The organism is Nostoc sp., from assembly GCF_036917975.1.
Taxonomy (GTDB): domain Bacteria; phylum Cyanobacteriota; class Cyanobacteriia; order Cyanobacteriales; family Nostocaceae; genus Nostoc.
The window spans coordinates 30604-56588 of sequence record NZ_JBALEJ010000009.1; the positions used below are offsets into that span (position 1 = coordinate 30604).

A 25985-nucleotide genomic window follows, 5' to 3' on the forward strand; every position below is an offset into this window, starting at 1 on the left:
AAAATTGAATCGCCCAATCTTAAACCGTAGACAAAGAATAGACCTGACCATCAATCAAGAGTCGCGTGATACCCTTAGCTTGCAGATGAGTACGAGCCTTATGGAGCATTTTACTATCTGGAACCTTAATCACGCGATCGCGCTTTGTAGAAAAACGCTTGGCGACACGATGGTTATCAAACACCGGCAGAGTTCTTTGCTGAGTTTCCAGGCTGGGAATTTGCCCCAAGTCACCAAAGTCTTTCAGGGGGCGGGTAATTAATTCTGAGGAACGGTCAATTACCAAATAGCAAGTTTTCGGCAAATTCGCTACCGACAGAGGTAAAACTTGAACTGATGCTTCACCTGGTCTGCGTTTTGTGACTAAAGGTCTTTCCTCATCCAGGTCATCATCATCAAAGTCTTCTTCCTCAAAATCGTCATCCTCTAAATCATCATCATCTAAATCATCCAAATCCTCTGATTCGTCTAGCAAATCTTCGCCCAGCATGTGCGCGATGACAGCTGCTCCTGGATGTTCAACCTTTAGAGGCGGGATAGAGATGCTGACTATTTCCGGCGGCTTTGGCTCTGGAGTTTCTAATTTCTCAGATGTGACTCGGAGTTTCGGTTTTTCCGCCGCCGAGGGACGACGCCGCACCCGTCTACTAGCGGCGATTGACTCCGCCGTTTCCTCTGAGTAAAGTTCCTGCTCTACACGAATTATCTTACGTGGTAGTGGCTCAACCTTTGGTACTTCCAAAGGTAGAGTTTCAATGGGTGGAACTTCTATCTCCGGCTCAGGTTGAATCAGCAGTGGTAACTGCTCGTAGCTAACCTGTGCCCTTCCCTCAGGAGTTCTCGCAGCCCGCTTTAAAGAGACTAAGTATTCATACTCATCCTCTGCCAAAGTACTTTTGAGCAGGCGACTAATTGTCGAGTTACTCACACCGTAGCGGTCTGCTAAAGTTGAGGTTGTTTCGGCAGTCTCTCGATATAACTTCAGAATTTCTTGCTTGTCAGAGTCTGTTAATTTTCTCACGGTAGATACCAAAAATCCTTACTAAGCTCGTTTTCTTGTGCTGGTACGCCGCGTTCGTCTTAGTGATGCGTCATATTCTAAGGCAGCGCCCATACCAAATAACACTCCACTAAACACCCAAAACACTTCTAATATCTCTCCACTTTGATAATTGGGGCCTTGGGCGTATTTAAACCACATATCTGCAATGTAAAGCGAAAAGGCCGCCGCTGCAATCATTCGCCAAGACTGGGAAACTCTTCCTCCCCAAAAGGCTAATAGCAGAGTGGTAGCAATAATTAACAGAACCACATCGCTAACTACGTAAAACCAGTTCAAAATAGCGACTAGCAGTTCCGGGGATGTTTCCTGTTGCATAGAAATCCACCATGCCAACAAACTACCGAATACTGCAATTGCTAATACAATTAGCCACTGCCATTTTTCCAGATTGATTCGCCTGGAAGCCACAGCTAAAATCATGCCTGCGCCAAGTAATAGATAAGTCAGTACAAAAAATATATCGCCTACAGACATATCCGGTTCATCTTTTAAAACTATCTCGGTATAGCCGAAAATTATCCCCCCAACGAAATAGGAAAGCATACCTAACCCAATTAAGAGCCAAACATTCCGGCCACTGACGATTTGTGGACTCAGCCAGTTCCTCAAGCATAAGATACTGGCACACAAATAAGCTAAAGCTTCAAAAATATTTGTGCCAATCACATACCACTCAGCCCGGCTTTCTATGCCATCGGCTCCGGGAACTTTGGCACTAAACAACAAAAAGTATAGCAGTGCCAGTACAGCCCAGCCAATATTAGCTAAGACAATGTTCTGAGTGTTGAAAATAGATTTAGAAAGGAACGAATTCTCGTAAGAGTTATTCATAGGACTTGACTTATGTAGATGCACTCTGGGAGTATTTTGAGTTAAATGACTGTATATGTAGCAGTGTGTCTGCCAAGTAATACACAATCGGACACCAAAAGCAAGTACCAGTGGCAGGAACTTTAAAAAATTTCCATGCTACTGCCATAGTTTACCCAGTGGCGATTGATTTAGCCAATTTATAAACAGCGCTCGCTCGGCTTCTGGCATATCTTCTAGCTTATAAATTACTTGTTTGGTAAAATTACCATTGCCAAAATAGGCTTTTCCTAATCTATGCAGTTCTTGTAACAGAATAACTACATGATTTTCTTGCCAATCAGGTATTTTGGCTGCCGGCAAAGGATTAGTAGACACCAAATATTTAACCGCTTCTAGAGAAGACGCTTGAGGAAATTGCTTCTGCTTTAATACTTCGGCAATATCTTTTTCAAATAATGCAACTTGCCTAGCACCTAAAAACTCTTCAATATCGATAGAAACACCTTGTAACAGCAAAATACTGGCTTGGATTAAAATCGCCGTTTTGCCATGACCACCTGTGTCACTATCCAGCTGCTCTAAACGGATTTTACCCCAGACGCTAAAGCGTTCCGGTTCCTCCAGCAAAACACAGGCTTTGCCTCGGTTATCCGTTAATTCTCTCCATAAGGCTCTAGCTTCTTCTTCTTGACTAGCTTTGAAAACACTAATCAAGCGAAAAGTTTGCCCTTGATAACTGAGAATCGGCACTTGCTGATCCTTTTTTGGGTGCTGAATGCTTGATATTTCAACATCCTGCCGTTTGAGAATAAACATGGCACTAGCAAATAACTCCTCACAGGGGCACTCTTAATATGGAATATATAATGGCATTTGGCAGTATCGCCAAGGCTGAAATTACCTAGCATACTGTGAAAATGAGCCTCGCGATCGCCAGTTCCTTCCCGAAGGTAGCCGCCCAGAGGACGTTAGCGCTAACGGGCAAATAACCCCTTGACAACACAATATCTCTAAACCAATACCCCATCTGTTTCGTTTTTAGTGTAAATTGACTAGCTAGCGACTAGCATCTTAGCCTTGCTAATGGTAAATCTGCAATTTTTGATTGCTTCTTGGTACGTGAAGACGATATAATGGTGTAGGTGACTCCTTCGGGAGCCATTATTTTGTTTTGGGCGCGTAGCTCAGTGGATAGAGCAATTGCCTTCTAAGCAATCGGTCGCAGGTTCGAACCCTGCCGCGCTCGTTTTAACTACCCCTTCGGGGCGGGAGTAGGGAGTAGGGAGTAGGGGAAGAAATTAGCCCTCGATTTAGGTTTAAAGCCGTACTTCTCTACGAGACGCTACCGCGAACGTCCCGCTACGCGCTTTCGCCCGCAAGTGGCGCGATAAAATCCTTCCTTGTATCGCAAGGTAGGTTGAAACCCCCGCCCGATGAAAAGCTTTCTTAGTTTCCCTACTCCCCACTCCCTTTCATTCTCACTTCAGCCCCAGTTCTTCTTTTAATGCCTCTGGTACATTCACTGCTGTCTCTAATCCCCGTACACCTTCCCATTGCTGCTTTTTACCCCAGTTCATTTGTTCCATATTGGCGTCGCTGAGGTCTGCACCACCCAGAATGGCATAGCTGAGGTTGCTATGGCTGAGATCCGCACCGTTGAGAATAGCACCACTGAGGTTACTGCCACTGAGGTTAGCACTCTTAAGGTTGGCATAGCTGAGGTCTGTACCGAACAAGATAGCGTCGGTGAGGTCGGCACCACTGAGGTCGGCATCGTTAAGAATCACGCCGCTGAGGTCGGCTTCGTTGAGAATTACCCGACTCAGGTCTACACCGCTGAGGTCAGCGCCTAAGAACATTGCCCCATTAAGTCTGGCATTGTTAAGTTTAGCACCGTTAAGTTTGGCGTAGCTGAGGTCTGCGGCAACAAGGATGGCATCACTCAGGTTGGTACTGAAAAGAATTGTATCACTGAGATTACTACCGTTGAGGGTGGCATGACTCAAATCAGCACCACTCAGGTCGGCGCGGCATAGGTCGGCATGGCTGAGGTTGACGCTGCTAAGGTTAGCTTCACTCAGATTCGCACCAAAAAGGATGGCGTTACTTAAGTCAGCATGGCTGAGGTTACTGCTGCTAATGTCGGCGCGGCTGAGGTCGGCGCGGTTGAGGTCGGCGCGGCTAAGGTTGGTACTGCTGAGGTCGGCGCGGTTGAGGTCGGCGCGGCTAAGGTTGGCACAGTTAAGGTTAGCACCGCTGAGGTTGGTGCTGCTGAGGTCGGCACCGGTGAGGTTCGCACCGCTAAGATTGGCACCGCTGAGGTTGGCATCACCAAGGTTCGCACCACTAAGATTGGCACCGCTTAGGTTGACGCCAGTTAAGTTAGCATCGCCGAGATAAGCAAGGCTGAGGTCAGCACCGCTAAAGTCTGCCCCGGTGAGGTTAGCATCACCCAGGTAAGCACTCCGAAAGTTGCCGCCTTTGAGGAATTGCCCGACTATACTGCTAAAGTTACCAATTTCCAGGGCATCGCTATAGTTGATAATCCGCAGTAGTTGGGATGTGAAAAAATTGTCTGTGTCTGGTTGATCTGATGGATAGAAGGTGATTTTTTGTTTAAGTTCATCTCGCTCTTGGGCGTAGCGGTGTAACTCTAACAGTAAAATCAGTACGTTCAGCCCTGTATATATGTCTACCTGTCTCAACCCGATCGCAATATGTTGTGCCGCCAACTTTAACTTTGTTTTCTGAGGCAGGTTATCATCTAGTGTGCCATCGATAAATTCTCCCTGACACCAGCGACGATAAAAATCTTCTAACCGCCAGAAAAGTACTTCTGGGCGAATTTTTTTACCAGTCACAATCAATTCCATTAGTTGGCTGACTATTTCTGGTTTCAAGGCAGCACTGCCTAATAAATCATAAATCTCTTCATGCATCTGGCGATCGCACACTCTAAAACAAACCCCAGATGGTAAAGTGCCCAATGCGCGATCGTCGATCTTAGAAGTCAAACCACTGTCTAGTATTGTCCATTTTTCCAAGCTTTCTTGTAGTCTTGGAGAGTATAAATATTCCTGTAAATTATCTTGAGTAAACTTAATACTTTTGTCTAGTTCTTTAATACTTTTTCCTAGAGGTAAAACTGCTTTAGTTTCTGGCGATGTGGTCTTTGGCATTTCTTGCAACCTTGTACCCCTCACATAATTTCTCAGCAATTGCCAAACTTGAGATAAATATGTTGACATTTCTGTGTCCGTTGTTACATTTCAGTTACTGTTTTGATAATCCTGAATTAAAATTTTTTCTATGTTAGTTTGCTTTTCATTGCTACAAATTAATAGTATAAAGAAATACTATAGTAAAAAAATCATGAGTTGGCGATGTCTACACCAGACGACTTTTTTTGAGTTTGGCAATGGCCTTTCTGGATGACAGCTTCTTGCTTACCTGTAGTTGCTTTCAGATGCTTATCCTGATGTCAATAAAGTGTTAGCTTCAAAATCCTTTCAAAAATCAAGTAATTTCCATGTTTTGGTTAATTTGTTATACTTTCTTCTCAAGAAATTTACTAGTCTGATGTAAAAATAATACTTACTGTTTCTTGGAGACGCAATTGTTAGGAAAAATCCTACACTAAAACAGCACAACAAAGCTGAAAAATGGCAACTAAAATTTCAGTCAAACGATTTTGGATTTACCCTGACCACAAGGATACAGGGGTTGATGATTTTGGCTTGACTACAAGAGTCGAAGCAGTACCAAAAACTTTTTTAATCCAAAATCCAAAATTGGCACGGTCACAAGTTTGCTGCTTAATATAAAGCAGCTAAGAGAATCAGCAGAGGATAAGCTGCATAGCTTTGCAAAAGTTAAAAATTAACTGCGGAATAGTTATTGGGGAATGAATGCAATGAACAAATTAACTTTTTATATGATTTTGTTACATGGTTTGTTTTTAGGAGTAATAACGGCTAGCGCTAAGTCACCCTCTGTTAACAGAGTTGATACAGAATTATCAGCTAACCAGAAGTTTGTAGAAAGCGTGGTTAAAACCAAAAATGGAGAAAAATCTAATGGTCAGTTAACAACAGAAACTTCTTCAACTAAAATTTCAGCTTTATCACTAAATAATATCAATATTCCTCAGAAACAGAAGTTAGCGTCAGGGCAAGTTTGGGTAGTCAATCAAAATAAACATGTGCAGCCCCAAGCATTTATTTGGGTGGTAAAAGATCCGAAAAAAGCAGCACAGCAACCATTTTTGCAAGTTGCAAAACCCCCAGAAAAACCGAATGCAAAGCCTAATTCTAGTACTAAACCAGTAGCAAAGGATGATTTAGAGCCATTCAACGTAGTAACTAAAAATACTCAAAAGTCAGTAGGATTGTTCACTCTTTATCGCAATAAAGAAAAGAATAAGATTTATCTAGAAATTAAGCCAGAGCAACTTAATAAAAATTACCTAGCTACAGCAACCCTAGAATCGGGTATTGGCGAACGGGGTATTTATAGTGGTATGCCTCTGCAAGATTTTTTGTTTTATTTCCAACGGGTGGATGATAAAATACATTTTGTGATCCGCAATGTGAATTTTCGTACCCGTGAGGGAGATCCCCAGGTGCGATCGCTGATGCGATCGTTTAGTGACTCTGTTCTCTACACCGTTTCCATTAAAAGCATTCATCCAGAACGCAAAACTATTCTCATTGACTTGGGAGATTTGTTACTCACAGACTTAGCTGGATTATCTGTAAGTTTAGGAGTCCCAGGAAGCACAGACCAATCCTATTTTGGTAATGCGAAAGCCTTTCCCCAAAACTTAGAAGTTGAATCAGTTTTGAATTTCTCTGGTAGCGTTGACCGCGACAGTGAAGTAGCAAGCTTTGCATCCCTAGCTGACAACCGTGGTTTTACCCTACGCGTCCATTACAGTCTCTCCCAACTACCCGATCAAGATTATCGACCGCGCCTTGCTGACGATCGCGTCGGCTATTTCATCACCGCCTACCAAGATTTATCCAAAGACGACGATCGCGGCGATTCTTTTGTCCGCTATATAAATCGCTGGCATTTGGAAAAAGAAGACCCAAAAGCAGTCATTTCTCGCCCCAAAAAACCAATTGTTTTCTGGATTGATAACGCTGTGCCCTTAGAATACCGCGATGCGATGAAAGAAGGCGTTCTCATGTGGAACAAAGCCTTTCTCAAAGCTGGATTTAAGGATGCAATTGAAGTCCGCCAAATGCCTGATGATGCTACCTGGGACCCGGCAGATATTCGTTACAACACAATTCGCTGGATTAACACAGTAGATGGTTATTTTGCAATGGGGCCATCCCGTGTTAATCCATTGACAGGGGAAATTTTAGATGCAGACATTCTCGTAGATGCTAGCTTTGTACGGGCACTCAAAAATGAGTATCGTAAAATCGTCCAACCCAGTCAAACAGACAATCGCACTACCCTATCAGCTTTGATGCAAAATCGTCTACTTTGCGCCAATGGTTTAGATGCGAAAAACAATGACGCGCCCCAGAAAATGCCAGAAAAACAGGGGTTGTTGAATCGTTTATCAAAAATGGCAGGCGAGTACGATTTATGCTATGGCATGGAAGCTGCTAACCAGTTTGCCTTTGGTTCACTGGCGATGTCACTACTGCCAGATACTATAGCTACTCCCGACCAGGTGAAAGAGTATATCCATCAATATTTACGTTTAATCATCGCTCACGAAGTCGGACATACTCTTGGTTTACGTCATAACTTCCGTGGTAGTACACTGCTAGCACCCCAGGAAATGAATAATACGGAAATTACCAAAACTAAAGGTTTGACAACTTCCGTAATGGACTATATTCCCCCAAATATTGCCCCTCAAGGTACAAAACAGGGAGATTATTTTCCTAGTATGGTAGGGCCTTATGATGAATGGGCAATTAAGTACGGCTATACACCAATTCAAACATCAACTCCCATAGCGGAAAAGCCTATTTTAGAAGAAATTGCTGCACAATCCTACAAGCCAGAGTTGAGTTATTCCACAGATGAAGATGTGCATGACCTTGACCCAACTGCTGATGCTTGGGATAACAGTAGCAATGTACTGCTTTATTCTCAGTGGCAGTTGAATAATGCGCGGGTGATGTGGGAACGTCTCGATAAACGTTTCCCTCTGGCTGGTGATAGTTACAGCGATGTGAGCGAACGTTTTAGCACCGTATTGGGTAACTATTTTCAGCAAATATATTACACCACAAAATACATCGGGGGACAGTCTTTCTATCGCATTCACCCTAGTGAGATACCCTCTGGAGTTACCCAACACCGATTACCATTTGAAGCAGTACCAGTGGAAGAACAGCGCCAAGCTTTAGATACACTACAAAAATATGTGTTTGCTGAAGATGCCCTGAACTTTTCACCAGAACTACTGAATAAATTAGCGCCTTCCCGTTGGCGACATTGGGGTACTTCTGTGCAAGTTGGCCGTTTAGATTTTCCAATTCATGACTTAGTGCTATTTATGCAGGGTTCTGTGTTGCGAGATTTACTCTCAAGCGATCGCCTTTCTCGTCTCAAGGATATTGAACTCAAAACTCCCGAAGGAAAAGCACTGACTCTACCAGAACTATTTGACACTTTGCAGTCAGGTATTTGGACGGAAGTCATCAAACCAAAAGGTAAACTGATGAAAATTACCAGTTTGCGGCGAGGCTTGCAGCGCCAATACCTGGACATTTTAACGGCTATGGTATTGCGGAAAGAAAGTGTTCCAGAAGATGCTCGAACTTTAGCTTGGTATAAACTCAAACAGCTTGATCAGAAACTTAAGGGAGTTAATTCCGAAGATGAGTATACCAAAGCGCACTTACTAGAAACGCGCGATCGCATTGAGAAAGTGTTGAATGCACCGTTGCAAGGGAATTAAAAAAGTTAGGAGTTAGGAGTTAATAATAAAATTCCTAACTCCTATTCCCGCTCATTATTGTTATTGTGAAATCAGCATTGCAAATACCGAAAGGCTCAGATCCCCGACTTCTTCAAGAAGTCGGGGATCTTTTTGTTCGTAACTTCTGCAAGGATTGCTATATTATCCAGCGCACGATAGTGTAAACCCACTCGTACTGACCAAAAACGTCCTACTTTCTTAAAATGCAGTGATGGATAGCGAGGGTCTTGCTTTAGCTAAGGCAGAAGAAGCCCCACATCCTACCCGAAGGGAGGTGTGGGATGAATTCTGGGCAATGATAGCGAAGCGGTAGCGAGTCATCGAGCGTCGGAATTGACCAACAAGCGGAATTAAACGCAGTTTAATCAGCAATGTTGGTCGATGACGAATTGCCTCTCTCTGGGGCTGGTAACGAGTCAATGAAGTCTTCAAGTACTTGAGTCATAGTCCTGTCTTTTAAGACTGAATACAATCGAAACTTGTTCAGTCTACGCTCACTGATTCGTATTTGTAGATATTTATTTTTCATATTTGTCACTACGATGTCACAACGTTTATGTTATCATAGTTGCAACAAGGAGAGGACAAATAAATGCGGACAGCGTACCAATACAAGCTACGACCAACAACAAAGCAAGCTATAGAGATAGATAGATGGCTGTCTATGCTCTGCGCCCAATATAACTACTTGTTGGCTGATAGATTTGATTGGTATGAACGCAATCGTTCACCGATTAACACTTGTCCTCTTGTCTGCCATATACCAGAATTAAGAGACAACCCAGACTATTATTCACAAAAGAAAACGCTACCACATCTGAAAAAAACTCATCCTTGGTACGGTGAAATTTACTCGCAAGTGTTACAGGATATAGTTAAACGAGTTCAGGTGACATTTGACCGTTTTTTAAAAGGTGATAGCAACGGAAAACGAAGTGGACGACCTCGCTTTAAATCTCGTGAACGTTACCGCACGTTTACATATCCACAGATGAAGGATGGGTGTTTGCAAGGTAATTTAATAATTTTACCGATGTTCGGCATAGTTAAAGTTATTTTGCATCGCCCTATTCCAGATGGCTTTAAAATCAAGACTGCATCTGTTACCAAAAAAGCTGATGGCTATTATTTGACTTTGAGCCTTGAAGATACGACAATTCCATCTGTTAAACCTGATTTTAATCCAGATTCAATTACAGGTATTGACCTCGGCTTAAAAGACTTTTTGACAACTTCCGATGGTGATGTTGTCCCAATCCCTCAGCATTACCGTAAATCTCAGAAACGATTGCGCGTCATTCAAAAACGTGTTTCGCGTCGCAAAAAAGGAAGTATCCGCCGCAAAAAAGCTATTAAGCAAGTTGCTAAACAACATAAAAAAGTAGCTGATAAGCGCAAAGACTTTCACTTTAAAACTGCCAATAATCTACTGAAAAAATATGATGTCGTAGTTCATGAAGATTTAAACGTCAAAGGTCTTTCTCGTTCGATGCAAGCTTTATCTGTGCATGATGCTGGATGGTCAAGCTTCCTGTCAATTCTAACAACCAAAGCCGAAAATGCTGGGTTATGTGTAATTGCAGTGAATCCATCAGGTACGTCACAAGATTGTTCTAGTTGTGGGGTGAAAGTTCCTAAAAAACTGCACGAAAGATGGCACGACTGCCCTAATTGTAAATGCAGTCTTGACCGCGATCATAACGCAGCAATTAACGTAAAAAATAGAGCGGTAGGGCATTCCGTTCTTAAAGCCAAGAGCCTCCTAAGCAGTAGCCGGATTGTCTTGGAAGCCTACACTGTATGCGAAGCATCAGTGTAGGAGTATGTCACTAACTCGTAGCATCGATCTGCAAATTCTTGAACATCACTTGGCAACTGTCGATAGCAATACCAAAAATTTGGGCTTGCTCGGTGTCTTACAGTTCAGTACAATGTCCTGCTCTCAAGTCTTGCAACGCTTTCTCAGCCAGAGCATCAAGCCGACCCGCAGCTACATCTGCCTCAAGCTGTTGATCCCATACAGCCGCATCGAATTCTGCAAACCAGACTCGGAAAGTAGCAAGCTCCTCCGGTGAAAGTTGACTGACAGCACACTCAATATCATGTAGGGTACTTATATTCATGAACATCAAGCTCTTTACTCAACTAGTTCAAATATACAACTACTACTAAATAGACATCTCCAAAAAATAATGTAGAGACGTAGCACTGCTACGTCTCTACAAGGGTTCTGGATAACGCATATTTAATTTGTGGAGATGTCCAATAAACTCATCCATCCTAGCCAAGCAAATGCTCCGATTCATAAAGTAGATAAATTTGACAACATTGCAGAATCAGCACTGCAAACACCGGAAGGCTCAGATCCCCGACTTCTTCAAGAAGTCGGGGATCTTTTTGTTCATAACTCCTGCAAGGATTGCTATATTATCCTAACTACTCAACGCCTTTAAAAACCGTTGTAAACTCTTAAACACACTGGGTTTTCTCGCAGGTGTCGCATCTATTGTTGTTTGCGGTTGTCCTTTTAAAAGAATCAGATCCAAATCATCACCCGATGGTTTTGTGGGTAACTCCGCAATTTTTTGATATTCGCCGCCTGTTTCTAGCCAAACTTCCCACTGTCCTGGGTAGGAGCGATATAAAGCACTTTGATCGTCTATGGGGCGTAGATAATAACAGGGTTCAATGGTATTGGTGAAACGCTCACGAGTTTTTCTGGCTGCATAACCAATGCCCACAACCCCAGAATCTTCTAAACGGGGATTTAACAAAACTAAAGGGCGATCGCCTATTACTTCACACAACTTTTCCAACTGCGGCACTTCTACGGCAGTGGGGGCAACGAATAAGAAAATTTCATCCTCTGGCTGAATTTTTGTCTGCAAAGAAGCAGCCCTACCCGTACCAATATCCAAAATTTGAAATGGTGCATCTGCCCAATCACGACGGGCTAGGGCAGCTGCGCCAGCGTCAGCAAAGAAAATCTTCAAACGGGAATCATAATCTGTAAACACAGGCAAAAACTGTTCCGCCACCGGCATATACTTCAGTTCTGGGAACAAAAACTCAACTTGCAGGCGAGTACAGCCATCTGCAAGGGCAGTTTGGACGGCTACACGAGATTGGGCGATCGCATCTTCTAGACTATTTGGAAGTTCACTCATAATCTGCATGGTTCTCTAGTGTCTACTCCCATTGTTTCAGTATTGGCTCTTAATTAGCAGGACTTACGCAGGTGATATCGTCCAATCCCCTGAAAATGTAGGGGGGATTTTATCAACAGCGCAGGCGAGAAATTTGCTTGTCGCCATTGTGCGCTCGCCTCGAATAGTTGAAAGAAATATTTTATACCAGTATATTGTCTGGTTTTTTATAACTTTAGTTATATCTCTATTGATTGTTAACAGAGTACGGTGGGTTTAAGTCTCCCGGTTCTCTTCACCGGTAAGTTTTGGGTCGGGGTCTAAATCCCCGGACGCGACTCGAAAATACTCGCTTGCCGCCGGCGCTATCGCAGACTCGCTTTGCGCGTCGCTTTCACAAAACTTACTTGCGACTTGCGACTTGCGACTTGTGACTTGTTTTAATAGTGTTTAGCTTGAATATTTCCCTAATATAAATCATCAAATAATTCCATTAAAATCAGTCGCCAGCAGGATGAGACTTAGCACAATATTTTTTACACTGGCAAACAAACCTTATATACAACTTAGGAACAGCTTATGCCTATTCACAAACTTGAACATTTTGACCCCAATTATCTAGAAACCTTTGGCGGAGACGATATTAAAGCGCTGGATCTTTATACTGAGGGAGGAGATAGAGTTGGCTCGGTAGGTGATGTTTTAGTTGATGATGATGGTCATTTCCGGTATTTAATTATTGATATCAGCTTAGATTTGGTTAGCAAAAAAATATTACTACCAATTGGTCTTACCCGGATCAATTATCCAGAAAGACGCGTTTATGTTGATGGGTTAAGTAAACAGCAAATAAATAATTTACCCGATCACAAAGAAGACGCGATCGTTAATGATGCTTACGAAGAAAAGGTACGTAGTGTATTTCGTTCTCCAAACAGAGGTTTAACTTCTGATCGTGATACCTATAATTCCCAGAAAGAACCAGCTTTATACGGTTTAAAAGATAACTCCGATCAAACTTTTAAACTTTATGAAGAACGATTAATTGCCAAGAAATACCGCATCAAAACCGGAGAAGTAACAGTTGGGAAGCACGTTGAAACAGACATTGCACACGTTACAGTACCTATTCAAAAAGAACGAGTTCTGATTGAGCGAGTTGTGTCAACAGAAGCAGGTAAAGTTGTAGATCCCAATGAACTTAGGTTTCAAGAAGGAGAAGTAGCGCGTATAGAAGTATACGAAGAAACGCCTGAGATACATAAAGAAGCTTTTGTGCGTGAAGAAATTAGGATCAAGAAAGTAGTAGAACGGGATATTGTAGAAACACAAGATACTATTCGTCGAGAAGAATTAGATGTTGATACGGTGGGTGATTTACATGTGTAAGAAAATGGTATCAATGCACATGAAGCTATTTAATTAGCTAGTTTATAAATTTGTTTAGTAGGTTTACCTGAAATAATCATACAGGCAAAGTTAATTTTTAATTTTGCCTGTGTTTTTGTTATTTCAAAAAATCACATATTGATAAATAAATATAATAATATCCGGCAAATTCCATATATCAAAGACTTAACATGTTTTTACAAAGCAAGGCAAAATCATTACGTTTTTGCGTCTCTTTAGTTATGCTAATAAAAATATCTATAACTTTTGATTATTTTAATCTGAAAATAATTCATTCGCCAGAAAGAGGTACAAAAATCAATAAATGTCTAATTTAGTTATTAATGGATGAAAAAAATATTTGAGGTTAAAGATAATGGTTCTTTACAAACTAGAAGATTTTGAGCCTAACTATCAAGATAATTTTGATGGACATGACATTAAGGGTCTGGGTGTTTATGCACAAGGGACTGATGAAAAAATCGGTACTGTCAGCGATGTTTTAGTTGATGAAGAAGGTCATTTTCGCTATTTAGTAGTTGATTTAGGCTTCTGGATTTTTGGTAAGAAAGTATTATTACCACTTGGCCGCGCCCGTATCGACTATAGCGTTGATCGCGTCTACACAGTTGGTTTGACTAGAGAGCAAGCTGAAGATTTACCTGAGTTTAATGAACGTCAAACCCTTGATTACGACTATGAAGAACGGGTACGTGGGGTATATCGCCAACCCACAGACTATAGTCCTGTAGGTGCTTCACCAGCATTAGACCCTTTAGCAGCACCAGCAGCATTAGACCCTTTAGCACCACCTGTAGCACCATTGGCTACAACTCCCACTTACGCCCGTGATAGCTACACTTACGAAAATGAGCCTTCTTTATACGGGTTAAATGAGCAAGATCATCAAACTCTAAGATTGTATGAAGAACGCCTGATTGCCAGTAAACGACGCCAAAAAACTGGAGAAGTAACGATTGGTAAGCATGTTGAGACTGATACTGCACGAGTTGCAGTGCCAGTAGAAAGAGAACGAGTTGTGATTGAGCGTGTAACTCCAGCAGATGCGGGTACGGCTGTTTCTGGGCGTGAAGCAGACTTCCGTGAAGGCGAAGTTGCTCGTATAGAAATCCACGAAGAAACTGCTGATGTTCGCAAAGAAGCATTTTTACGTGAAGAAGTTAGAGTTAGAAAAGTGGTCGATCAAGACACAGTTGAAACTCAAGAAACCGTGCGTCGTGAAGAGTTAGATGTGAATTCTGGTAATCTTCCGATTGAAGAGCGCTAACTAAATATAGTCATTAGTTACTAACTAATGACTAGTAATTAATTCTACACAGTGCAGGTGAGGCTGTTGAATTAGCTTTACCTGTGCTTGTAATAGCAAGTATAGCTCTGGATATAGGTTGGATAAATGCAGCGATCGCAAACATTTTTTAACATTCTCTAAATAGTATCCAGAGCATTAATAGATTTTAATTTAGCTAATTAGAAAGCAGTTTGTAAACTTTGCAGATGAATAGCCAACAGATGGCAAAAAATATTGCCCAGGTAAACGGTAACTCTCGCATTAGCTCCTCTCTGGCAGATTTAAAACAGAGGGTGAATAATTTTACTGTGTTTGATAAGCAAGGTCAGCTAGTAGGGGTAGTTCATGATTTAATTGTGGATGCTCATCGTCGGCTCAACTTAGTTATATCTAAGCAGGCAAATCAACAAACTGTAGAATATGGTCAGCAGTTAGCTGATAAACATCCTTCTTTATTTCGGTTGCAAAGCCAGAAAATAAAACAAATTGACAAGCCAACTAAATCTGTTTTCATAGACTTAAACAAATCAGAAATTGAGTATATGCCTGAATATTCAGAAACACAAACACCAGGCGACAGTAACTCAACTGAGCAAGTAGCTAATAATCCAATTATCAATAGCCCAGTTGAACCAGTGAATTTAGAACAGGTTACTGAAGACCAGATTATTCGTCTACTAGAAGAACGACTAGTTGTTGAAAGCAGTAAGCGTAAGGTTGGTGAGGTAATTGTTCGCAAAGTAATTGAAACTCGGATGGTACAAGTTCCTATCCGGCGTGAAATGCTGATTGTGGAACAAATTAGCCCAGAACACAAACAACTTGCAGAAATTGATTTAGGGCAAGGAGAAATTACTGGCGTTGATTTGACCGAAGGAGAAAGACTTGAGGTTACACATTTTGACAACGGTTTAACGGTAAGTGGCGAATTTAGCTCGCCTAAAATTGCTAATTTATTGCTGAATGCGATCGCACTAGAGCGAAATCACGGCTGCAAGCAGGTGCGTGTTACCATTGCTGTTGAAGATGAGTCACACCAAAAAAAATACCAAGAGTGGTTTGACCGCTGTTCTAAAGGTCAATCACTAAAGCCGGAAAAATAAGTTTCTAGCAGATAAATTAGTAGGGTGGGCAATGTCCACCCTATTTTTTTTGCTGATTTAAGAAAACAAAGTGAAGTTTCCATTCTCTTGCGGGTAATTTTAACTGAGAATTGGGGATTGAGATCCCAAGCAAATCTTAAAATAATTCTTTCCCAGTACCCACTCCCCAGTACCCAGTCCCCACTCCCCTAATTATCTAGAGTGAATGTCTCTAAAGCAACTTAATTTACAATACTAAGCAGTTGCCGTTCTTTTGGCTACTTGCAATGAAATTTCGACTCAAGAGACTTTCACGTAAGAAACGACAGCATCCGATCCCACCTATTCAGATTCATGTTCAAGATGGAAAATTTGAGATTATGGGTATGGGTGCATGGCATTCCTACTGGCGCGATCCCTATCATCTGCTGCTAACGATTCCCTGGATTGGCTTTCTAATCCTGATTTGTACTTTCTATATAACTATTAATGCTCTATTTGCCCTAGCTTACTTAATCGGAGGAGATTGTATTGCCAATGCCCGACCTGGCTCTTTTTTAGATGTCTTTTTCTTTAGCGTCCAAACCCTAGCATCCATTGGCTATGGGGCAATGTATCCGAAAACAACTTACGCTAACATTATTGTCACCATTGAAGCAATGATCGGTTTGATGGGAATTGCTGTGATGACAGGACTAGCGTTTGCTCGATTCTCCCGACCTACAGCCCGTGTGGTCTTTAGCCGTGTTGCTGTAATTACACCTCATAATGCGATGCCGACTCTCATATTTCGCAGCGCTAATAAGCGTCGCAATATAATTCTGGAGGCGCAGATGCGAGTCTACTTAATGCGCGACGAAGTAACCCTAGAAGGGCAGTTCATACGTCGGTTCCACGATCTCAAACTGCTGACGAACCAAACACCTAGCTTCACGTTAAGCTGGTCAGTGATGCATGTCATTGATGAGTTTAGTCCTCTATATGGGATGACACCAGAATCCTTAAGCGAGACAAATACTATTCTGATCGTCTCTTTGAGTGGCCTTGATGAAACGGTTTCACAGGTCGTCCATGCCCGTCATACTTATGGTGCTAATGAAATTTTGTGGAACAATCAATTTGCCGATATCTTTCACCACACACCCGATGGACATCGCTACATTGATTACAACCGCTTCCACGATGTTTTACCTTTAGATTTAGAGGAATGAAATTTATCGAACAGAATTCAGTAGTCAGGAGTCAGAATTCAGCAATGTTTTTTGACCGAAAAAGCGCATAGCGCAGCGTTAGCGAGTATTTGAGCGTCGAGTCTTGATTCTGACCGGAGGCGGAGCATCTCCGGCTCCGCTCCTGAATTCTGAATTCTGAATTCTGACTCCTGTTTTATTCGGAAGTTTGATTGAGTTGTGGTTCTAAGGGTTTAACAACTACCCGACCATTTTCAACAACAGTGCAAGTTTTAACCACGCTCTTGCTGTGGTTAACTGGCACATCCTGGCACTGGTTTTGGTGGGAGATATTTTGCTCTTGTTGTTGGTTAAGGACGACAACACAACAAGCACAGGAGGCGAAGGACATATTAATCAATTCAAAATTCAAAATTCAAAATTCAAAATTCAATTTAGCCACCGACAAGGGGTGGGGTTCCTACTTACCTTGGTAAACAAGGATTCTTTCTCGTGCGCTCGCTACTGCGATCGCGCCACTTGCGGGCGTTAGCCTAGCGGGACGTTCGCGGTAGCGTCTCGTAGAGAAGTACGGTTTTAAACCTTCACTTTTTTCATAAAATATTTTGATCCCTATATCTATTATCGCCCTACTGATGCTATTTGGCGGAAAAATTTGTTACTGATATGTTTTGATAATTTAATACATCCCAAAATTTAGTTGAGTACCGATTATTGCGTATGTGCGAAACTATGGATGCAAGTACTTGCTTTCTTGTGCTTGTAACCTGTGCAAACAGGAAAGCGGTTATAAATCCCGCCCCGCTTTCCTCTCTGTCCAAACTTGTTTGGCAGGGTTAGACAGTGGGTTATTCTAATGAAAAAATTTTTGAGATATCTCGGTTTAGGTTTGCTATCTACGTTCTTGACTGCCACTCCCGGATTGGGAGCTGAACGCATTAGCTTTTATTACCCTCCCTTCGGTGACTTTTCCTTATCCGTGGACTCGCTGGAAACCTTTGCGAAAGAAGGCAAAATCGATCAAGATTTTTCATTTTATGCTAATCGTGCTACTCCTGAACAACTCGCTCAACTGCGGGATCTACTCCAGCAACGCTTTAATGTCACTCCTACACTAGTATCTCAAGTTACCTACTCACCTATAGGTGAGCAGTTGGTGAAACAACTGGGAAGATTACTTCTCACTGAGTCTCGAAAGAATGGCTTCTATGCTATACGTGCCTCTTTGATTTTGGCTGCTACCGATCACGATGGTTTAACGGTTGTGAATTTACTGCGGAAATTTCCGAGCAATACTATACGAGTGAATTTCACAGAGGGGTTAAGGATAGTCGATCAATTGTCGCAATTGATCAAAAAAAAGGATGAAGTTTTTGCCTCTCTTCAAAAAGAAGCGATCGCTCAAGCAGCCACTTCCAAAATTGATTTCTCCAAACAACCAGATTTGCGATCGCCAGGAAAATTCCGTTGGCAGAAAAAAACCTTCGAGTTAAATGACGTTTCTCGCTCACGCCGTCTACCTGTGGATATCTATCTGCCGTCAGTAGGTTCACAAAACACTAAAGAACTTTCTTCGCCTCCCTTTCCCCTGATTGTAATTTCTCATGGACTGGCCTCAGACCGCTCTACCTTTGTCTATCTGGCTGAACACCTAGCATCATACGGTTTTGCCGTTGCGGTACTAGAACACCCTGGTAGTAATGCCGAACGCTTTCAGCAATATTTTGCAGGTTTGGCAGGGCCGCCAGATGCAGCAGAATTTATCAACCGACCTTTGGATATCAAATATCTACTCAATGAACTCCAGCGTCTAGATAAGTCCGATCCCACCCTCCAAGGAAAACTTAATTTTCAGCAAATTGGGGCGATCGGTCAGTCCTTTGGTGGTTATACTGTTTTGACTCTAGCAGGAGCCGAGATTAACTTTAGCCAACTGAGGCAAGATTGTAATCCCGATAACTCATCCTTTAATTTGTCGCTGTTTTTGCAGTGTCAAGCAACTGATTTACCCCCAAAGAATTACGAACTCAAAGACGATCGCATCAAGGCCATCATTGCGATTAATCCCATTGACAGCTCAGTTTTAGGTCAGGGGGAAATCAGTCAAATTAAAATTCCCGTCATGTTGGTAGCAGGTAGTCAAGATATTTTCGCCCCACCCGTATTTGAGCAAATTCGCCCCTTTACCTGGCTTCCTGACTCTAATAAGTACCTGGCCTTGATCGAAAATGCCACCCACTTTTCAGCGATCGCCAAACCTACTCCTCAAAACAATGTCTTACCTGTGCCATCTGCCTTACTGGGCCCAGATAGTGCTGCTGTTTATTCTTATCTCGACGCCCTCAGCGTCGCTTTTTTAGAAACCCATCTCCTCAACCGCCCTGAATACCGTTCCTATTTGCAGCCTTCCTACGGCACATTTATCAGTAAAGAGCCGCTTAATCTCAGTCTTCTACAGTCTTTGTCGGTAGATCAGTTCCGTCAAATTTGGAGTGGGCCAAATCCCCAGGAAAGCAAACCATCAAATCCTCAACCTACTCCTACACCCCGTTAGGGAACTCCAAGAAATAAATTATCCAATATTGTGGGGTGGGCAACATGAGCGCCCAGTCTCAATACGGTTCGGTTACAATACTGCGTAGGTTTTGGTGCATAGTCATTGGAGATCCCCCTTAGTCCCCCTTAAAAAGGGGGAAAAATAAGCCATTCTGAGCAAGCCTTTTTAAGGGGGGTTGGGGGGATCGATTCTTAACCGAGTAGTATTGGGTTCGGTTAAGGTTTTTTGATAGAAATTGTAGAGTGCAAAGATCCGAGAAATCATTATAAAGACGCGATTTATCGCGTCTTTTGTCTTAACTTTTGTCTTAACCGAACAGTATTGGGAAGGAGCCTACAAATCTGTTAGCAGCCTTGCTTTTCTCAAAATAAATGTCAGTACGGTTTCTTTTTTGGAGATAATATCAGATGTGACTTCCATCCCTGCTTGGATGGGATAGGGTTTATCGCCTTTTTTTAAATAAAGTCTCTCTGGCTCAATTGTCACCTCATAGTAAGGCGCAATTGGATTGCCGTTACTTTGAGATGTAATGGCGTCGGGGGTTATGGCTCTGATAGCACCTTTAAGGATGCCGTAATCTGGGTAGGGATAGGCAGAAAACCGCATTTGCACCTCCCCTTCTGGACATTTTGTGACTTGTACGACGAGTGTACACACATGCACTTTGCTAATATCAGAAGCAGCAACACGGGCTTTGATGACAAGAGGGCCCATACTAGGAGCAATTTGAGCGATCGCATCCCCAATCCGTACAACTTGCCCAGGATTTCTTAATTCTAGTTTCAGGATAGTACCTGTCTCTGGAGTCTGAATTATAGTTTTTTGCAGTTCTGTTGAGAGTTGTTTTAGCTCTTCTTCAGCGCTGCTGATTTGATTTTGAACTTCTACTTGACGCCCAATAAGTTCTTGTCTTTCTTTGTTCAATGCAGCTAGGGTAGACTCACCCTTTGCCCGTTCTTGAGCAATACGTTCTTGGGCGATCTCCACATTTGCACTACTGGGGTTGAGTCCAGTTTTGATCCCTTCTAATTTTGCAAGTGCTGCTTTAAAGGCTTGTTCTTTTTCTTTAATCTGGAGAGTTGCGACCGCTCCGGTATTAGCTAGCTGCTGATATCGGCTCAGTTCCTCCCTTGCTAACTCCACAGAGGCTTCTACTTCTTGAACTTCTGCCTTAGTCGTAATTTGCTTGTCTTTATAATCTCGTTGATTACGACTCAGATCAGCTTGTGCCGAGAGAATCGCCTGCCCCATCGAATTGGACTCAGCTGTAATTTGAGTCTCTAGCGCTCTTAGTTGGGCATCGATTTGCGTTCTTTGTAAATGATTCTGCCGGATATTTCCAGCAATTTGGCTTTTTTTACTTTGTAATTGGGCGTCGTAGAGCAGTGCAATCTCATCTCCCCTTTTCACAACTTGATTCTCTTTCACCCTAATACTTCTAACCGTCCCCTCTGCTGCTGCTTGCACTAACCGTATTTCTCCGGCTGGACGGACAGTACCATCTGCTTTTACTACTATGTTGTATTGAATGACACTTGCAAGGCTGAAGGCAGCGCCAACACTTCCAATTAAAAATATCCCTCCCAGCCATGTCCAACTGCTAATCGGAGGAAGATATTCGTCGCTTTCAACTGGGCGGAGAAAGTCCGGTTGGGGGTCAATAAGCATGGACGTTAAAAAATATTTTAGTTGTGCAAATAATCTAGGAAAAACTAGCTAGTGCAAGAAGGTAGTCGCTATGAACTTCTTACACTACCAAATCTGAAAATGCTGGGTGAGATTTATCTATATATATAGATGTTTCTTGAACGAGCATTTTCAATTTAGGGGCCTGTTTTCTAAATCTAAATAACGCGATCTAAATAACGCAATGTGCAACTTATCCTTGAAACCCCTCTCCAAACCCCTCCCCCAAAGGTCGAGAGGCTTTGATTCTTGCTCCCCTTCCCTTATAGGGAAGGGGTTGGGGGTTAGGTCTGAGAGAAAGTTGCACACGAGGTTAAATAAGTAAAAATACTTGGAGGTTAGCGAGCTACTTGATTTCACCTTAGTCCGCGCAGGCGGGCTTTGTTTGTGTAGCCTAGCCAGCGCGACTTCCAGTCATTTACTGCTCTGGTGTTTCGTTCAAATTTCTTGACCAGAGAAAGCGAATGCCTCCCCAAGCTGCTCCTAGATTTATCAAGCGAAAATCAGGCTTTCTGATTTTTACTTGGTGAAAACTTTAGAAGAGTGCTAATAAGCAAGATAAAGCCTAAGTGTAAATAACAGATAGCGCTTTTTACTAAAAAGACCAAATCTTTATAATTTCCTTCTAAAATTTCACCATTTCTTTATTTAGTTGTCAGAAGTTTCTATAATAGAAAAAACACCTTTCTTTTCTCTTCTAATTAATAAGTATTTAAGCGAGTTTAAAAGCGTTCCTATGATGATATTTAATACTCTATTAAAGTATGTCTGTATAAGCAAAATCAAAAATAAGTTTTACTTACGTGATAGTACGTAATACGGAAAAGCAAAATAAAACTTCTTGAGTTATCTAAACTTGTTTTTTACTAATTTGTATAACAAAATACTTTTTAATTTATTCTTTACTGTTAATTAAGGATTTTGCAGCCTATCCCTAGTATTAATACGTAAGTGCGCTTGCTTTTTTGTGTGCAATACATAACTTAAAGCAACTTAAATTTACACGAATTGTACTTATACAATTAGACCTAAAATTTCTATGCCTTCAGATAGAATAAAACTCATACTTTTTCACAAAAATAGTATCAATCTTAGCTCAGTAGTATCTTTGCTAAGGATTTGTAATACATATTTCTTAAAAAAATAGTTGTTTTATCTAGCTAGTTTCACCCATATAATGTTCCTAACGGCACAGAAAAACTTATTAATATGACTTTTATATTTATGAGTTTGGTGTGACGTTATCTAAATCCCAACAATCAAGTGAGAACTAAAAACATGCAAAACACATTATTTACCGAACTAACCGTCAGCGAAGAAGCTAATCTGTCTGGTGGTACCAATACAACCAGTGTCGGCAATGGTGGCGGTGGCGGCAGCTCCACCACTAATGGTGGCGTTGTTTTGGGCAATGACAACTTTACTGGCGACATTAATGGTGGAACAACAACTGGTGGACGTGCTGGAGATGGTGGAAATGGTGGACTTAACAACAATAGAGTTAGAGTTGGTAGATAGACTTTAATTAACCTCCTTCACCGAAGAAAATTTATCATCATAGGCAAGCCAAGCCTCTGAGGTTATTAAGTACAAGGTAAGTAATAAACGTAAAGACACGATTAACGGCGTCTTTACCGGGATAAAAGTTCACAATCCAAATAATTTACCCTGTTGACGCAGGTTAAATAAGTTTTGTACGTGGATTAATAGCTAATCGACTTAATCAATTAGGAGCTATTAGCTATTTCTTTATCGCAGTCATCCTAACATGCGTTTATTGCTACCCAACCTACTTTTCCTACTTTCTTCAACAAACTTAACAAAGTCTTATTGGTGCTTGCCTACTAGCAACTGCCAATAAGACTTCAGTTAAGCTTTTCCCACAAGATGTCCATCACCTTTGAGTAGTCGTAAAGACACGTAAGGATAATAAAAGTTGATACAGGGTGTATCAACTTTTACTTATCATCGCGAATTTTAAGATAATTAACGTAAGTTTCTGATTACAGCCCTCTAAGCATCAAAATCCGATATTTTGTCTAAGTATTAAAACCATAGTACGACTTAACTACGGGCTAAATTTTTAACAATGCAGGGATAAGACCCTGCTATTTTTTTGGTTTTCTCACAATGTTCTTAGATATTGGAGTGCGAAATGAAATACCAAGTTGTTACACAACATAGTGAAGAAGATTGTGGAGCTGCTTGTCTTGCTTCCATTGCCAAACATTATCGGCGTAACTTTACACTAAATCGCATCCGGGAAGCTGTAGGTACTGGGCAATTAGGAACAACATTGTTAGGACTGAGGCGGGGAGCCGAGGCCCTTGGCTTTAATGCACGCTCAGTCAGAGCGTCAAATGAAATATTAGACCAGATGAACCAAGCGCCACTACCAGCAATTATTCACTGGAAAGGCTACCACTGGGTTGTTTTGTATGGTCAAAAAGGTAAGAAATATATAGTAGCCGACCCAGCCGTTAACATCCGTTATGTCTCTAAAAAAGAGTTAATGGAAGGTTGGTCAGATAAAGTGATGCTTTTACTGGAGCCAGATTCGGTTCGCTTTTATGCTCAACCTGATGATAAGATAGACGACTTTGGGCGTTTTGTGCGGCGTGTATTGCCTTATCGAGGCATACTATTCGAGGCTTTTCTCTGCGCTTTAGTTCTAGGTCTGATTTCATTAACTTCTCCATTCCTAATCCAAATTCTTACAGATGATGTACTAGTTCGAGGTGATACAAGGCTTCTTACTGCTGTGATTATTGCCGTTGTAGCGCTGAATTTTGTGGGAAGTAGTCTGCAACTAGTTCAATATAACCTGATTGCCCATTTTGCCCAACGGCTTGAGTTAGGGTTAGTTCTGGAATTTGCCAGGACAATCCTGAGATTACCCCTGACTTACTATGAATCGCGTCGTAGTGGGGAGATTGTTAGCAGATTACAAGATATTCAACAAATTAATCAACTAGTTTCTCAAGCAGTTGTCAGTTTGCCTAGCCAATTGTTTATTGCAATGGTTTCTTTAGCTTTCATGCTGTTCTATAGCTGGAAACTCACCTTTGTTGCCTTCATTATTGCTATTGTAATGTCTTTATCTACGGTTGTATTTCTCCCTACACTTCAACAAAAAGTTAGAAGTCTATTGGTTTTAGAAGCAGAAAACCAGGGCGTTCTTGTTGAAAGTTTTAAAGGGGCACTAACACTCAAAACCACTGCCGCTGCTCCTCAGTTTTGGGAAGAATTTCAAAACAGATTTGGACGATTATCAAACCAAATATTCCGCACAGTTCAGATTGGAATTATTAATAATGTTTTTTCTGGGTTAGTTTCTGGTATTGGCAGCATTAGCTTGATTGGTTTCGGCAGTGTTCTAGTTATTAGTAAGGAACTAACTATTGGTCAATTGCTGGCATTTAACGCGATGAATGGTAATTTTTTAGCATTCATTGGTACTGTCATCAGATTTATAGATGAATTCACTCGTGCAAAAACTGCTACACAGCGCTTAACAGAAGTTATTGACTCTACACTTGAAACTCAAGGCGATACTAACAAACCCTTTGCAAAAATTCGTCGCGATGCTGATATTATTTGCACAAATCTCAACTTTCACTACCCTGGGAGGCTAGAGTTACTGGAAGATTTCTCCCTAACTATTCCTGGTGGTAAAGTTATTGCCCTAGTTGGTACATCCGGCTGTGGAAAAAGTTCTCTTGCTAAACTAATTGCAGGTTTATATACACCTAATTCTGGTAACGTTCGTATTGGGATTTATAATCTGCAAGACTTAGCCCTTGATTGTTTGCGACAACAAGTAGTCCTTGTTCCACAAGATGCTCATTTTTGGAGTCGCTCTATTATTGAAAACTTTCGCTTAGGTTCTCCTCACGCCACCTTTGAGCAGATTGTCGCCGCTTGTCAAATTGCTGAGGCTGATGATTTTATTAGTAAACTACCTGAAAAATATCAAACTGTACTGGGTGAATTTGGCTCAAATATTTCTGGTGGGCAACGGCAAAGACTAGCTATAGCAAGAGCCATCCTTAACGATCCACCAGTTCTAATTTTAGATGAATCAACGGCTGGACTCGATCCTGTTAGTGAAGTTCAAGTTTTGAATCAGTTATTGTTCCATCGCCAAGGCAAAACTACGATCTTGATTAGCCACCGTCCGAGAGTAATTTCCCGTGCTGATTGGATTGTGCTACTAAATCAAGGCAAATTACAAATTCAGGGGACTGTGGAAGATTTGCGTGCCCTACCAGGAAACCATTTAGACTTTTTAAACCCTTAATTAAGCTGACGCGCTTTTTTTAACGTGAGTTCGACGAACCTCTCCCTGCCTTGAACTAAAGTTCAAGTCTGTCCCTCTCCGACTCGGAGAGGGACGGTTTTGCGTAGTAAAACCTTCTTAGAGGTTTTTTTATTGAGCAAATTGGGTAGATATTATATGAGCAATCGAATTGACGTTTTTTGACAGCATTTTTCAGGTATTTAGACCACACTACAACTTAGATAGGGAGTTGCAAAAAAATTGTAGGTTGGGTGGAGGCTTTGCGTAACCCAACATCCTGATATATGTTGGGTTGCGCTCCGCTCCACCCAACCTACGTCTAATCTGACTTTTCACGTTAGAGAACTCCACAAAATAAATGATCCAAAACCCGTCATTGCGTTTGCGTAGCGTCTCGTAGAGAGCGAAGCGTTCGCAATGACAACTGGGCATTTTTTTACTTGGAGTACTCTTATGTGGAAAAGTCCACCAAAAATCTAACCCCCTAACCCCCAACTC

Annotated in this window: 20 protein-coding genes and 1 tRNA gene; 12 read left to right on the plus strand and 9 right to left on the minus strand. The window is 41.7% G+C overall.

Annotation, left to right across the window (positions count from 1 at the left end):
- Positions 1-19 precede the first annotated feature (19 nt).
- The 3 genes from V7K76_RS02555 to V7K76_RS02565 all read right to left on the minus strand — a co-directional run bounded on the left by V7K76_RS02555 (position 20) and on the right by V7K76_RS02565 (position 2692).
- Positions 20-1021: a transposase gene (locus tag V7K76_RS02555; RefSeq protein WP_334775969.1), complete on the minus strand. Its 1002-nt coding sequence runs from the start codon at positions 1019-1021 to the stop codon at positions 20-22.
- A 21-nt stretch (positions 1022-1042) separates the two neighbouring features.
- Positions 1043-1894 (minus strand): hypothetical protein, encoded by an 852-nt coding sequence (locus V7K76_RS02560; protein ID WP_334775970.1) that lies wholly within the window; start codon positions 1892-1894, stop codon positions 1043-1045.
- Positions 1895-2032: 138 nt separating this feature from the next.
- Positions 2033-2692: an Npun_F0813 family protein gene (locus tag V7K76_RS02565; RefSeq protein ID WP_334775971.1), complete on the minus strand. Its 660-nt coding sequence runs from the start codon at positions 2690-2692 to the stop codon at positions 2033-2035.
- A 357-nt stretch (positions 2693-3049) separates the two neighbouring features.
- Here V7K76_RS02565 and V7K76_RS02570 point away from each other — a divergent pair.
- Positions 3050-3122 (plus strand) — tRNA-Arg (locus V7K76_RS02570).
- Between the two features lie 232 nt (positions 3123-3354).
- Here V7K76_RS02570 and V7K76_RS02575 read toward each other — a convergent pair.
- Positions 3355-5124, minus strand: a complete 1770-nt coding sequence (locus tag V7K76_RS02575) for a pentapeptide repeat-containing protein (protein ID WP_334951740.1) — start codon at positions 5122-5124, stop codon at positions 3355-3357.
- A 414-nt stretch (positions 5125-5538) separates the two neighbouring features.
- Here V7K76_RS02575 and V7K76_RS02580 point away from each other — a divergent pair, with 414 nt between their 5' ends.
- Both V7K76_RS02580 and V7K76_RS02585 read left to right on the plus strand, forming a co-directional pair.
- Entirely contained in the window at positions 5539-5700 is a 162-nt protein-coding gene (locus V7K76_RS02580) for a hypothetical protein (RefSeq protein ID WP_334780638.1), read from the plus strand.
- 89 nt (positions 5701-5789) lie between these two features.
- Positions 5790-8807 carry a zinc-dependent metalloprotease gene (locus V7K76_RS02585; protein WP_334780637.1) on the plus strand — a complete coding sequence of 1006 codons (3018 nt, stop codon included), beginning with the start codon at positions 5790-5792 and terminating at the stop codon, positions 8805-8807.
- A 219-nt stretch (positions 8808-9026) separates the two neighbouring features.
- On the opposite strand, the gene V7K76_RS02590 is transcribed toward V7K76_RS02585, so the two are convergent.
- Positions 9027-9248, minus strand: a complete 222-nt coding sequence (locus V7K76_RS02590) for a hypothetical protein (protein ID WP_334780636.1) — start codon at positions 9246-9248, stop codon at positions 9027-9029.
- Between the two features lie 172 nt (positions 9249-9420).
- Between V7K76_RS02590 and V7K76_RS02595 the strand changes: the two genes are divergently transcribed.
- Complete coding sequence (locus V7K76_RS02595) at positions 9421-10647, plus strand: RNA-guided endonuclease InsQ/TnpB family protein (RefSeq protein ID WP_334780635.1); 1227 nt, start codon at positions 9421-9423, stop codon at positions 10645-10647.
- A gap of 97 nt (positions 10648-10744) precedes the next feature.
- On the opposite strand, the gene V7K76_RS02600 is transcribed toward V7K76_RS02595, so the two are convergent.
- Positions 10745-10951: a hypothetical protein gene (locus tag V7K76_RS02600; RefSeq protein ID WP_334780634.1), complete on the minus strand. Its 207-nt coding sequence runs from the start codon at positions 10949-10951 to the stop codon at positions 10745-10747.
- A gap of 135 nt (positions 10952-11086) precedes the next feature.
- Between V7K76_RS02600 and V7K76_RS02605 the strand changes: the two genes are divergently transcribed.
- The gene (locus V7K76_RS02605) at positions 11087-11281 is read left to right on the plus strand and encodes a hypothetical protein (protein ID WP_334780633.1); all 195 of its coding nucleotides are present in this window, start codon (positions 11087-11089) and stop codon (positions 11279-11281) included.
- Here the strand turns inward: V7K76_RS02605 and V7K76_RS02610 are convergent.
- Complete coding sequence (locus tag V7K76_RS02610; protein ID WP_334780632.1) at positions 11261-11995, minus strand: DUF1995 family protein; 735 nt, start codon at positions 11993-11995, stop codon at positions 11261-11263. The genes V7K76_RS02605 and V7K76_RS02610 overlap by 21 nt on opposite strands.
- 558 nt (positions 11996-12553) lie before the next feature.
- Here V7K76_RS02610 and V7K76_RS02615 point away from each other — a divergent pair.
- The 4 genes from V7K76_RS02615 to V7K76_RS02630 all read left to right on the plus strand — a co-directional run bounded on the left by V7K76_RS02615 (position 12554) and on the right by V7K76_RS02630 (position 16965).
- Positions 12554-13363, plus strand: coding sequence for a DUF2382 domain-containing protein (locus V7K76_RS02615; RefSeq protein ID WP_334780631.1), 810 nt, complete (start codon positions 12554-12556; stop codon positions 13361-13363).
- 376 nt (positions 13364-13739) lie between these two features.
- A complete protein-coding gene (locus V7K76_RS02620) occupies positions 13740-14651 on the plus strand; it encodes a DUF2382 domain-containing protein (RefSeq protein WP_334780630.1) in 912 nt (303 codons plus the stop codon).
- A gap of 227 nt (positions 14652-14878) precedes the next feature.
- A complete protein-coding gene (locus tag V7K76_RS02625) occupies positions 14879-15775 on the plus strand; it encodes a YsnF/AvaK domain-containing protein (protein ID WP_334780629.1) in 897 nt (298 codons plus the stop codon).
- A gap of 266 nt (positions 15776-16041) precedes the next feature.
- Entirely contained in the window at positions 16042-16965 is a 924-nt protein-coding gene (locus tag V7K76_RS02630; protein WP_334780628.1) for an ion channel, read from the plus strand.
- Positions 16966-17140: 175 nt separating this feature from the next.
- Here the strand turns inward: V7K76_RS02630 and V7K76_RS02635 are convergent, their stop codons facing one another.
- Positions 17141-17335: a hypothetical protein gene (locus tag V7K76_RS02635; protein ID WP_334780627.1), complete on the minus strand. Its 195-nt coding sequence runs from the start codon at positions 17333-17335 to the stop codon at positions 17141-17143.
- Positions 17336-17800: 465 nt separating this feature from the next.
- Here V7K76_RS02635 and V7K76_RS02640 point away from each other — a divergent pair, with 465 nt between their 5' ends.
- The gene (locus V7K76_RS02640) at positions 17801-19498 is read left to right on the plus strand and encodes an alpha/beta hydrolase (RefSeq protein WP_334780626.1); all 1698 of its coding nucleotides are present in this window, start codon (positions 17801-17803) and stop codon (positions 19496-19498) included.
- 336 nt (positions 19499-19834) lie between these two features.
- On the opposite strand, the gene V7K76_RS02645 is transcribed toward V7K76_RS02640, so the two are convergent.
- Complete coding sequence (locus V7K76_RS02645; protein WP_334951733.1) at positions 19835-21169, minus strand: HlyD family efflux transporter periplasmic adaptor subunit; 1335 nt, start codon at positions 21167-21169, stop codon at positions 19835-19837.
- Between the two features lie 1296 nt (positions 21170-22465).
- Between V7K76_RS02645 and V7K76_RS02650 the strand changes: the two genes are divergently transcribed.
- Positions 22466-22705: a hypothetical protein gene (locus tag V7K76_RS02650; protein WP_334951731.1), complete on the plus strand. Its 240-nt coding sequence runs from the start codon at positions 22466-22468 to the stop codon at positions 22703-22705.
- Between the two features lie 637 nt (positions 22706-23342).
- Positions 23343-25487 carry a peptidase domain-containing ABC transporter gene (locus V7K76_RS02655; protein WP_334951729.1) on the plus strand — a complete coding sequence of 715 codons (2145 nt, stop codon included), beginning with the start codon at positions 23343-23345 and terminating at the stop codon, positions 25485-25487.
- Positions 25488-25985 lie beyond the last annotated feature (498 nt).

What these genes read in the sequence shown, in the direction of transcription:
- V7K76_RS02650 (WP_334951731.1), top strand. Translation starts at nt 22,466, where the DNA reads ATGCAAAACACATTATTTACCGAACTAACCGTCAGCGAAGAAGCTAAT.
- V7K76_RS02655 (WP_334951729.1), top strand. Translation starts at nt 23,343, where the DNA reads ATGAAATACCAAGTTGTTACACAACATAGTGAAGAAGATTGTGGAGCT.
- V7K76_RS02580 (WP_334780638.1), top strand. Translation starts at nt 5,539, where the DNA reads ATGGCAACTAAAATTTCAGTCAAACGATTTTGGATTTACCCTGACCAC.
- V7K76_RS02645 (WP_334951733.1), bottom strand. Translation starts at nt 21,169, where the DNA reads ATGCTTATTGACCCCCAACCGGACTTTCTCCGCCCAGTTGAAAGCGAC.
- V7K76_RS02620 (WP_334780630.1), top strand. Translation starts at nt 13,740, where the DNA reads ATGGTTCTTTACAAACTAGAAGATTTTGAGCCTAACTATCAAGATAAT.
- V7K76_RS02635 (WP_334780627.1), bottom strand. Translation starts at nt 17,335, where the DNA reads ATGTCCTTCGCCTCCTGTGCTTGTTGTGTTGTCGTCCTTAACCAACAA.
- V7K76_RS02575 (WP_334951740.1), bottom strand. Translation starts at nt 5,124, where the DNA reads ATGTCAACATATTTATCTCAAGTTTGGCAATTGCTGAGAAATTATGTG.
- V7K76_RS02560 (WP_334775970.1), bottom strand. Translation starts at nt 1,894, where the DNA reads ATGAATAACTCTTACGAGAATTCGTTCCTTTCTAAATCTATTTTCAAC.
- V7K76_RS02640 (WP_334780626.1), top strand. Translation starts at nt 17,801, where the DNA reads ATGAAAAAATTTTTGAGATATCTCGGTTTAGGTTTGCTATCTACGTTC.
- V7K76_RS02565 (WP_334775971.1), bottom strand. Translation starts at nt 2,692, where the DNA reads ATGTTTATTCTCAAACGGCAGGATGTTGAAATATCAAGCATTCAGCAC.
- V7K76_RS02615 (WP_334780631.1), top strand. Translation starts at nt 12,554, where the DNA reads ATGCCTATTCACAAACTTGAACATTTTGACCCCAATTATCTAGAAACC.
- V7K76_RS02630 (WP_334780628.1), top strand. Translation starts at nt 16,042, where the DNA reads ATGAAATTTCGACTCAAGAGACTTTCACGTAAGAAACGACAGCATCCG.
- V7K76_RS02625 (WP_334780629.1), top strand. Translation starts at nt 14,879, where the DNA reads ATGAATAGCCAACAGATGGCAAAAAATATTGCCCAGGTAAACGGTAAC.
- V7K76_RS02600 (WP_334780634.1), bottom strand. Translation starts at nt 10,951, where the DNA reads ATGAATATAAGTACCCTACATGATATTGAGTGTGCTGTCAGTCAACTT.
- V7K76_RS02610 (WP_334780632.1), bottom strand. Translation starts at nt 11,995, where the DNA reads ATGAGTGAACTTCCAAATAGTCTAGAAGATGCGATCGCCCAATCTCGT.
- V7K76_RS02595 (WP_334780635.1), top strand. Translation starts at nt 9,421, where the DNA reads ATGCGGACAGCGTACCAATACAAGCTACGACCAACAACAAAGCAAGCT.
- V7K76_RS02585 (WP_334780637.1), top strand. Translation starts at nt 5,790, where the DNA reads ATGAACAAATTAACTTTTTATATGATTTTGTTACATGGTTTGTTTTTA.
- V7K76_RS02605 (WP_334780633.1), top strand. Translation starts at nt 11,087, where the DNA reads ATGTCCAATAAACTCATCCATCCTAGCCAAGCAAATGCTCCGATTCAT.